The organism is Mesorhizobium sp. P2_A12 (genome assembly GCF_056405075.1).
Genome location: NZ_JBFUCU010000009.1, coordinates 73,976 through 83,623, shown reverse-complemented (window position 1 = coordinate 83,623; position 9,648 = coordinate 73,976). Strand labels below are relative to the sequence as shown.

At 62.1% G+C, this 9,648-nt stretch carries 10 protein-coding genes; 5 read left to right on the top strand and 5 right to left on the bottom strand.

Annotated features, from left to right (window positions below; translation table 11 throughout):
- Nucleotides 1-5: 5 nt before the first annotated feature.
- The 3 genes from AC1DZU_RS20055 to AC1DZU_RS20045 all read left to right on the top strand — a co-directional run bounded on the left by AC1DZU_RS20055 (nt 6) and on the right by AC1DZU_RS20045 (nt 3,274).
- Nucleotides 6-1,055 carry an extracellular solute-binding protein gene (locus AC1DZU_RS20055; RefSeq protein WP_477287613.1) on the top strand — a complete coding sequence of 350 codons (1,050 nt, stop codon included), beginning with the start codon at nt 6-8 and terminating at the stop codon, nt 1,053-1,055.
- Nucleotides 1,048-2,475: an amidase gene (locus tag AC1DZU_RS20050; protein WP_477287611.1), complete on the top strand. Its 1,428-nt coding sequence runs from the start codon at nt 1,048-1,050 to the stop codon at nt 2,473-2,475. Before AC1DZU_RS20055 ends, AC1DZU_RS20050 begins: the two co-directional genes overlap by 8 nt.
- 109 nt (nt 2,476-2,584) lie before the next feature.
- Nucleotides 2,585-3,274 carry a TetR/AcrR family transcriptional regulator gene (locus tag AC1DZU_RS20045; RefSeq protein WP_477287609.1) on the top strand — a complete coding sequence of 230 codons (690 nt, stop codon included), beginning with the start codon at nt 2,585-2,587 and terminating at the stop codon, nt 3,272-3,274.
- 8 nt (nt 3,275-3,282) lie between these two features.
- Here the strand turns inward: AC1DZU_RS20045 and AC1DZU_RS20040 are convergent, their stop codons facing one another.
- From AC1DZU_RS20040 to AC1DZU_RS20020, 5 genes are read right to left on the bottom strand one after another with little or no spacing between them, the layout of a single operon-like run.
- Complete coding sequence (locus AC1DZU_RS20040; RefSeq protein ID WP_477287607.1) at nt 3,283-4,041, bottom strand: MBL fold metallo-hydrolase; 759 nt, start codon at nt 4,039-4,041, stop codon at nt 3,283-3,285.
- A 2-nt stretch (nt 4,042-4,043) separates the two neighbouring features.
- The gene (locus AC1DZU_RS20035; RefSeq protein ID WP_477287605.1) at nt 4,044-5,108 is read right to left on the bottom strand and encodes an ABC transporter ATP-binding protein; all 1,065 of its coding nucleotides are present in this window, start codon (nt 5,106-5,108) and stop codon (nt 4,044-4,046) included.
- A complete protein-coding gene (locus tag AC1DZU_RS20030; RefSeq protein ID WP_477287603.1) occupies nt 5,105-5,887 on the bottom strand; it encodes an ABC transporter permease in 783 nt (260 codons plus the stop codon). Before AC1DZU_RS20030 ends, AC1DZU_RS20035 begins: the two co-directional genes overlap by 4 nt.
- Nucleotides 5,887-6,750 (bottom strand): ABC transporter permease, encoded by an 864-nt coding sequence (locus AC1DZU_RS20025; RefSeq protein ID WP_477287601.1) that lies wholly within the window; start codon nt 6,748-6,750, stop codon nt 5,887-5,889. The genes AC1DZU_RS20030 and AC1DZU_RS20025 overlap by 1 nt, the downstream gene beginning before the upstream one ends.
- Before the next feature lie 13 nt (nt 6,751-6,763).
- On the bottom strand, nt 6,764-7,855 hold the full coding sequence (locus AC1DZU_RS20020) for a polyamine ABC transporter substrate-binding protein (protein ID WP_477287599.1): 1,092 nt from the start codon (nt 7,853-7,855) through the stop codon (nt 6,764-6,766).
- A gap of 91 nt (nt 7,856-7,946) precedes the next feature.
- Between AC1DZU_RS20020 and AC1DZU_RS20015 the strand changes: the two genes are divergently transcribed.
- Together AC1DZU_RS20015 and AC1DZU_RS20010 are read left to right on the top strand one after the other, a co-directional pair.
- Nucleotides 7,947-8,561, top strand: a complete 615-nt coding sequence (locus tag AC1DZU_RS20015; protein WP_477287597.1) for a TetR/AcrR family transcriptional regulator — start codon at nt 7,947-7,949, stop codon at nt 8,559-8,561.
- A 111-nt stretch (nt 8,562-8,672) separates the two neighbouring features.
- Nucleotides 8,673-9,239: a DUF2569 family protein gene (locus AC1DZU_RS20010; RefSeq protein ID WP_095090677.1), complete on the top strand. Its 567-nt coding sequence runs from the start codon at nt 8,673-8,675 to the stop codon at nt 9,237-9,239.
- Nucleotides 9,240-9,648 lie beyond the last annotated feature (409 nt).

The window sequence follows — 9,648 nt, the reverse complement described above, 5'->3', positions numbered from 1 at the left end:
GGAGCATGAACTGGAAACTGACCGCGACGGCGATCGGGCTGTCGCTGCTGGCCGTGACGGGTGCCGCCCGCGCCGAGGGCGAGCTCAACATCTACAATTGGGGCAACTACACCAACCCCGATCTCATCAAGAAATTCGAGGAGACCTACAAGATCAAGGTCACCGTCACCGACTTCGATTCCAACGACACAGCACTCGCCAAGATCCGCCAGGGCGGTGCCGGTTTCGACATCGTCGTGCCTTCGGCAAGCGTCGTCCCGATCTGGATCAGCGAGGGGCTGCTGCTTGAATCGCGCCCGGACCAGATGGAGAATTTCAAAAACGTCGATCCCAAATGGGTCGATGTCCCCTTTGATCCGGGCCGCAAATACACTGTTCCGTGGCAGTGGGGTACGACAGGCGTGTCGGTGAACAAGTCGGTCTATTCGGGTGATGTGAACACGTCCGCGATCTTCCTCGATCCGCCGCCCGAGCTCGTCGGCAAGATCAATGTCGTTCCCGAAATGGGTGACGTCATGTTCCTCGCCATCGCCTACGAAGGCGGCCGATACTGCACCGACGACAAGGCTGTGCTGAAAAAGGTGCGCGACAAGCTGGTCGAGGCCAAGGCGAAATGGCTGTCCTTCGACTATGGCGCCGTCGACGGCCTCGGCAAGGGCGACATCGCCGCCGGCGTCAACTGGAACGGCATTTCGCTCCGCCAGCGGTTGCAGAACGACAAGATCGTCTATGGCTATCCCAAGGAGGGCTACCCGATCTGGATGGACAACGTCGCTGTCCTCAAGGACGCCAGGAATGTCGAGAACGCCAAGCTCTTCCAGAACTTCATCATGGACCCGCAGAACGCTGCACTGATCTCTGCCTTCGCGCGCTATTCGAACGGCATCAAGGGCTCGGAAGCCTTCATGCCCGACGACATGAAGAACGCGCCGGAAGTGAACGTTCCGGCCGAATTCGCTGCCAAGGGACAGTTCATGCCCGCGATATCGCGGCGCGGCCACCTCCCGTCCATGCCAAAGGCGATCCGGCGATCGCAGGAGACTTCCCATGACTGATCTCGACCTTTGCTACATGCCGGCCAGCGAGGCGCTGCGGCTGTTCAAGGCGAAGAAGCTTTCGCCCGTCGAATTGATGCAGGCGACCATCGACCGGGCCGAAGCGACGAAACCGGCGATCAACTGCTTCACCTTCACGCATTTCGACGAGGCGATGGAGCTGGCCAAGAAAGCCGAAGCGAAATACGCCAGGGGCGCCAGGACTGGCGCGCTCGAGGGCCTGCCGATCGGCATCAAGGACGAGAGCTACATCAAGGGCAAGCCGACATCGCACGGCTCGCTGCTGTCGAAGGATGCCATTGGTGGCCACACTTCGACGATGAACGAGCGCATCATCAAGGCCGGAGGCATTGTCCATGCGCGCACGGCAACGCCCGAATTCAGCTGCGCCGGCTTTACCTGGTCGAGGCGCTGGGGCGTCACGCGCAATCCGTGGAACCCCGACTTCACGCCGGGTGGTTCGTCCGGCGGTGCGGCGGCAACGCTGGCCTCGGGGACATCGGCGATCGCCACCGGTTCGGACATTGCCGGGTCGATCCGCATTCCGGCGTCCGCTTGCGGTCTCGTGGGCTTCAAGCCGCCTTATGGCCGCAACCCGGACGAGCCGCCGTTCAATCTCGACTTCTACTGCCACACCGGGCCGCTGGCGCGAAACGTCGGGGATGCGATCCTGCTGCAGAATGTCATGGCGGGACCAAGCCCTCTCGACATCGCCACGCTGCGTCCGAAATTGCGCCTGCCGCTCGACTACAAGCCGATCAAGGGCTGGAAGATTGCTCTCTCGATGGACCTCGGGTCCTTCGAAGTGGATGCGGAGGTGCGCAAAAACACACTCGCCGCCTGCGACGTGTTCCGCTCACTTGGCGCCACCGTGGAGGAGGTGGATCTGGGCTGGGGCGACGAGGTGCTCAAGGCCGGCATTGCCTATCTGGAGCACCTCTTCGGCGCTTCGCTGGCGCAACTTCTCAAGCAGCACGGCGGGGATATGACCAGCTATGCACGGCAATTTGCCGAAGATGGGCAAAAGTCGAAGGCCACGGATTTTGTCGCAACCCTCGACGTGGCGGCCAGGATGTACCAGACGCTCGGGCCGTTGCTGGAGACATATGATGTGCTGATCTGTCCGACCAATGCGCTCCCCTCTGTGCCGGCGGAGTTCGACCACACCAGGGACGCCGTCGAGATCAACGGAAAGCAGGTGAACCCTTCGCTTGGCTGGGTGATGACGACACCGTTCAACATGCTGAGCCGTTGCCCGGTTCTGTCCATGCCGTCGGGCCGCGCGACGAATGGCGTGCCGACCGGCATCCAGATTGTCGGCCGCACCTATTGCGACGCCGATGTCTTCCGGGCGGCGCTGGCCTATGAGACGGCTCAGGGACAGTGGTACACAAACGCCGAAACGCGACCGTTGCTGTGAGAGCCATGTGGCCCTTGCCGCGCTGGTGCTTGATCTCCGGCTTCGGTTATGGTGAGCCGGCGCGCGGGGCTGGAAAACTCCGCCGCAAGGTTTGAAAGGCTGGACAGAAATGGCGCAACGCAAGGCAGCCGCGAAGGCAATGGTCGCCGAGGCTGGCGACAATCGGCTAGAGCCGGCCCCCAGGGATCGCCGGCGCGAGCGCGGCGAAGCCAGCATCCAGCGCATCATCGACGCCACCATCGATCTCATCGCCGACGAAGGCCTGGCGAGCGTCACGATGCAGCGCATCGCCGAGCATGTCGGATCCTCCAACGCACTGGTGGTTTTCCATTTTCGCAGCAAGGAGAACCTGTTTCGCGCCGTGCTGCAGTATCTCAGCGATCAGTACGATGAATTGTGGGCGACGCTGGTGCGCGTGCCCGGCCTGTCGCCGGTCGAGCGGCTGATGGGCGCGGTCGAATGTGCGCAAAGATTCGCGCGGCAGCATCCGAAATGGGTCTCTGTCTTTGTCGTGTTCTCCAGTGACCGCAAGAGCATGCAGATCTACAACGAGATCGGCCTGCCCAGCGATCTCAGCTACAATGCCGAGGCGCGCGACCTGCTCGTCGAAATCAAGCGCAGCGGCGGCTACACCGATGTCGACCCCGATACATTGGCTGAAAGCCTCAACTATCTCGTCCATGGGGCATGGATCTGGGATCATCTCAACCCGCCGGCGGGCAATTCCGATGTGCTGAGGAAGACGATGCTGATGTTGCTGCATCAGTCGTTTCCGCGACATTTCGAATTGATGCGCTAACTCGTTTCCTAGGGCTGCCGCAGATGGCAGCCGGCCTGCCGCTTCTGCGCCAGATACTCGTCGACAAGCTGGCGGTAGCGCACCTTGCCGAAGCTCGGAAAATGGCCGCCATGCACGACCGCGACATCGAGGTCGCGCATGGCGAGCAGCGACGCCATGTAGTCGGAGATATCGGAGTGGTAGACGTCGTCGATCAGCGGGCCGTCATAGATGATGTCGCCGGAAAGCAGGATGCCGGTCTTCCTCTCGTGGAGCGCGATGCCTCCGGGTGAATGGCCTGGCGTGTGGATCACCTCGAAGGCACGGTCGCCGAGATCGACGACGTCGCCATGGGCGAGCAGGCGGTCGGCCGGGGCAGGCATGACGCGGTAGTTCGCCGTGTTCCAGCCTTGCGGCATACCGTCGAACATCTCGTCGGTCGCATAAGTGCCGGCGGCCGTCCATTCGTTGCGCGGATCGGCGAGGATTTCCGCCTCGGCCGCGTGCACGCAGCGGTCGGGAAATTCGTGATGGCAGCCGATATGATCGAAATGCGTGTGGCTGGCGACGCAGGTCACCTTTCGCTCCGTCACCAATGGCACATGGCGCCTGAGGCTGAAATGACCGAGGCCGGTGTCGAAGAGAAGGTCACGGTCGCGGCCGCGCACATGCCACATGTTGCAGCGGAAGAACGGCTTGATCCACGGCTCATGGATCAGCGTCACGCCATCGCTCATGCGGATGGTCTCGTACCAGTCTGGAGCACCGATGACCGGAAGCGTTCCCATATTCAGTCCGTCAACAGGATGATCTGGTCGGTATCGCACGAAACCGCAACCGTGTCGCCCGGCTGGACTGCCGCTGAGGCCGGAAGCCTGGCGATGAAATGCAGCGAAGGGTCTTCGATGGAAGCCGCCAGCACGCGCTTGAAGCTGCCCTGGAAGACGACGTCGCTGACCTCAGCCCTGCCAAGCCTGACACCGCCGCCGGCCGCGCCCAGGATGAGATGCTCCGGCCGTATGGCGAGGCCGACAGCCGAGCCCTGAGGCAGGGCGCTCGGCAGTGAAACCGGCCCGACCGGCGTCGCGACAGTGCTTGTCCTGTCGCTGGCCTCCGTGACCGTGCCGGCCAGGATCGTGCTTTCGCCCATGAAGGTGGCGGAAAAGCGCGTCGCCGGCCTGGCATACACGCGTTCAGGCGGCCCTTCGTCCTCGATGCGCCCGTCATTCATCACCACGCAGTGGTCCGCCAGCGCCATCGCCTCTTCCTGGTCGTGCGTGACGTGGATGAAGGCGGTGCCGACGCGCTTCTGGATCGCCTTCAACTCGTCCTGCATCTGGCGGCGCAATTTCAGATCGAGCGCGCCGAGCGGCTCGTCGAGCAAAAGCACCGCCGGTTCGATCACCAGCGCACGTGCCAGTGCCACGCGCTGTCGCTGGCCGCCGGAGAGCTGGTGCGGTCTCTTGTCGAAGGAAGAGGCCAGTCCAACCAGCGCCAGCGCATCGCGCGCCCGGGCGGCTCGCGTCGCGCCATCGACGCCCTGCATGCGCAGGCCGAAGCCGACATTGCTGCCGACGCTCATATGCGGGAACAGAGCGTAGTCCTGGAACACTGTCGTCGTTGGGCGCCTGGCCGGCGGCACCGAGGTGCAGTCCACACCGCGGATGAACACCTTGCCTTCGCTCGGGGTGACGAAGCCGCCGAGAATGGACAGCAGCGTCGTCTTGCCCGAGCCTGAGGGTCCGAGCAGGATGGTGTAGCTGCCCGGTTCGATCCTGAGCGAAACGTTCTTGAGCACCGTCTGTTGGCCGAAGCGATGCGAGATTGAGTCTATGTCGACCAAAGGCGCGGTCATGCTCTTCTCCTGCGCAGCAATGTCAGTTCGAACAGCACGACCAGCACGATCGAGACGGCAAAGACCAGCGAGCCGACGGCGTTGGTCTTGGGATTAAGGCCGGAACGCAGCAGGTTCCATATCTCGACCGGCAAGGTCGTGTCGAAGCGGGTCAAAAGGAAGGAGATGACGAACTCATCCCATGAGAAGGTCATCGACAGGAAGAAGCCGGCGAAGATGGCCGGTGCCATGACCGGCACTGTGATCAGCAGCAGCACCTTCCATTCCGGCGCGCCGAGGTCGCGCGCGGCGCGTTCGATGTTTATCTGGTGGTCGCCCATCTGGCTGTAGATGATGGCAAAGCACAGCGGCAGGTTGATCACGACATGGCCGATGCCGGCGGCAAGCAGCGATTTCGGCACGCCGGCCCAGTTGAACAGCACCAGCAGCCCCATGCCGATGATGAGATAGCTGACCGTCAGGGGCAGCGTGATCAGCCCGCGCAGCAGGCCGGAGCCGGGCAGGACGAAGCGGGCAAAGCCCCAGGCGGAAAGGAAGCCGAGCGTGACGGCGGCCAGCGACGAAATCGAGGCAACCAGCAGCGAATTGACCAGCGCCGAAGTCAGCCGCGTGTCCGACAGAACCGCGTCGTACCAGCGCAGCGACGGGCCGGTGAAGGGTGGGATCGGAAAGGAGGTCGACTGGAGCGAGAACAGCACCAGCACGACCACCGGAAGGAAGATGAAGCCATAGACGGCAAGCGCGTAGAGCCAGGATACGATGCGGACAATCCGGTGCATCAGGCCCGCTCGATCTTCAGCCAGCGGGCGCAGGCCAAATAGGCAATGGTGACGACCGCCATCAGGATGATCGACAGCGCCGACGCCAGCGGAAAGTCGCCACGGCGGCCGATCTGCATCATCACCAGCTGCGGCATCAGAAGCTCGTTGTTACCGCCCAGGATCTGCGGCGTGATGTAGTCGCCGATGCACAGCACGAAGGTGAGGAAGGCGCCGACCATGATGCCGGGCAAGGTCAGCGGCAGGACGACATGCAGGAAGGTGCGCACCGGCCCGGCGCCGAGATCGGCGGCCGCCTTGCGATAGCTCGGGCTCAACTGCTTCAGGTTGGCGAAGATCGTCAGCGTCAAAAGCATGACGAAGAAATGCACGAAGCCGGTGACGGTGGCGAAACGCGTGTTGGCGAGTTGCAGGGGCTCGGCGACCACGCCGATGCCCGTCAGCGCCCGGTTGATGACGCCGTTCTGCGCCAGTACCAGCAGCCAGGAATAGGAGCGCACGACATAGGACGTCCAGAACGGCAGCACGGCCAGCATCAGCGCCAGCCTTTGCCAGCGTTCCGGCACCTGTTCGGCCAGGATCCAGGCGAAGGGGTAGGCGAGCAGCACCGAGACGACTGTGACGATCGCCGTCACCTCGAGCGAATTCACCATCGCCTGCCAGTAGGAAGGGTTGGTGAAGAACTGGCTGTAGTTGGACACCGTGAAGCCGCCGCCCTCATGCGCCGTCAGGCTGGACAGCCCCATGGCGATGAAAGGCAGCACGAAGAACAAAAGCGTCCAGCCGAGTGCCGGCGTGACCAGCGCCCAGGGCAGGGCGCGGCCACCCCGTGGCGGGGCACGCCCGTCGTTTGCGGCGGTCATCGGCGGTATCAGCTCATTTCGCCTGCAGCATTTCGGTCCACATGTCCTGCATCTTCTTGTCGAGGTCGGCGTTTGGCGCCGGATAGGCCTGGGCGCGTGCAAGGAAGCCCGGCTGCTCGTCGAAGCGGAGGATCTTCTTCTGCTCGTCGGTCAACGCCGCCTTGGTGTTTGCCGGCATGCCCCAGTAGCAGGATGAGGTGGCGAGCCGCGCCTGGCCCTCCGGGCTCATGATGTACTGGATGAATTTCAGCGCCATGTCCTTGTTCTTGGAATCCTTGAACATGGCCAGCGACTGCGACCACAGCACAGCACCTTCCTTGGGGATCGAGAAGTCCAGCGCCGGGTTCTCCTTGGCCAGCCCGGCCGTCACCCATTCGCCGCCGCCGACCAGGATATCGACTTCGCCGGTCGCCAGCGCCGTCTGGCTGGCGGTTACCTCGCCGACCAGCTTGGCATTGGCCTTCATCTTGAGAAGCTCGTCCTTGAGGGCGGGCAGGTCGGCTTCGGTCAGATCAGCCGTCTTCTTGCCGATGGCGAGTGCGGCCATGCCGATGACCGGCAGATAATAATCGTAGATGGCGACCTTGCCCTTGTATTTGTCGCCGGTCAGCGCCGCCATCGACTGCATGTCGGCCGGGTCGACCTTGGTCTTGTTGTAGCCGATCGTGTTGTAGCCGAACTTTTCGGTGATGCCGTAGCGCTTGCCGCCGACCACGGTGGAGCCGTCCATCTTCACCTGGGGAAACATGTCGGCCAGGGGCAGCTTGTCGTCGGGCAGCGGCTCGAACAGGCCCTTTTCGACGCCGCGCGGCACGTCGATCGAGTCGATCACCATCACGTCCCAGTCGCCCGGCTGCGATTGCTCGACGATGGCGAGCCCGGCGCCGGTGCCCTCGAACTCCTTGACGTTGACTTTGACGTTGTTGGCCTCCTCGAAGGGCTGCAGAAGTGCGGGATCGGAATGATCGCACCAGATCAGCGCGTTGAGATCGGCGGCTTGGGCGAAGCTGCCGGCGCCGAGCAGCAGCGCCGTGGCGGCGCACGCTGCGTGTAGGTGGCTCTTGAGGATGGAAAGCGGATTCCGGGATGCGGATTTTGCGGACATCGAGTGTTCTCCCTTGCCTTTGTGGCTTCTTGCAAAAAATTGAACCAATTCTAAAATTGGGTCAATTCTGTTTCCGTGGCAAGAGGCTGATATGAGCGGATTGCGGGCAAGACAAAAGGCGGACCGGCACAGACGCATCATCGAGGCGGCGGCAGAGCTTTTCCGCGAGGCCGGCTATGAAGGCGCCAAGATCGAGGCGATCGCCGCGCAGGCCGAAGTCTCGGTCGGCACAATCTACAATTACTACCAGAACAAGGGCGACATCCTCGGCGCCATCGTCTCGCTGGAAGTCAACGAGGTGCTGAATGCCGGGCACGGCGTCGTCGCCAAGCCGCCGGCCAATGTCGGCGATGCGCTGGACACGCTGATCGGCATCTATATCGAACACTCGCTGCACTATCTCAGCAAGGAGATGTGGCGGCAGGCAATGGCGATCTCGACGCAACTTCCAGACAGCCCGTTCGGCCAGGCCTACACCGCGCTCGACCGTTCACTGACCGAACAGATCCGCGCGCTGATCGCCCGCCTGCAGGCGCTCGGCTTGGTGCGGCAGGACATCGACGGGGCAGCACTCGGCGAACTGATCTTCAACAACATGAACATGATGTTCATCGAGTTCGTGAAACGCGACGAGGCGAGGATATCGGAATTGCGCGCCGCGATACGCCGGCAGAACCGGATTCTGGTGGCGGCGATTGCGGTCTGATTGTCAGGAGCAGGCAGCAGAATCGATTTTTGGACCAAGCCGCGGCTCAATCCCCTTGAGTCGAATCTGAAATCTGCTACAACCCATGAGTGTATTTCTGGGGGGGGGTGAATGCAGTTTTCCATCTGGCATTGGGCAATACTTCTGTTGTTGATCGGAGTGCCTGTCTTCTTCGCGGTTCGATCTGCCTACAAGCCCGTCCAGAATCCGGCGGAACTCGTCGGAATTGGAGGGTGGCTGATGCTTCTCGCGATTGGTCAGGCCATGGCTCCATTGCGTACGCTCGCCACATTGGGTTCCTCGAGCGATGGTTACAACCAGCTTATGCTGGTGCCGAACGGACCCATGGTGGTCTACGGCGAGGTTGGGCTGGTGCTGGCATTTCTGGTGCTTCAAGTGGTCGTGCTCGTTGCCATGCTGAGGCGGAGCCTAAGGTTCAAGCAGCTCTTCCTCACCCAATGGCTAGCAATCCCGGTGGTATTCATCCTGGACGCGATCTGGGTTTCCACGGTTTTCGGCGTCCCGGTTGGACAAGTGGTCACCGGAGAAGCGCTTGCTACGTCCATAACCTCGTTTGTCCTGGTCGGACTATGGGTCGCCTACGTCTACAGATCGGTCAGGGTGCGCAACACGTTCACCAGAGTGAAAGCATCCGCCCAGGTCGCGAACGCGGCATAGAAGCGGGGCAATTCGAATATTTTGGAGCGCGAGCGCTCTCGGTCATTCCTGAAACCGCTCGCTGATCCCGTCGCAAAATGCTAGCATAAGCAGCAGTCAAACAGTGCTGCCATTTCATCAATGCTTAGAATTTCGGGAACTCTTCTCCATGGCGGGTCAACCCGTGCGCCGGTTGAGGTTCGTCCCGATTTTGGCGGCGGCCATATTCGACACGGTGTTCAACGGCCGAGCCTCGAAACATGGGAACGTGTCTCGCCGCCGACGACCCTTGCGGGGCTAATTCGAGAACTCCAGCGGCAATTTCCCCACATGGCCATACATGCTACCGGCGGAGTGCGGACAGTCCGCCGACAAGCCGAATTGATGGCGGATCGGCGGCTTTCGAACCGGGCGCAGTTCCTGAGGGTAT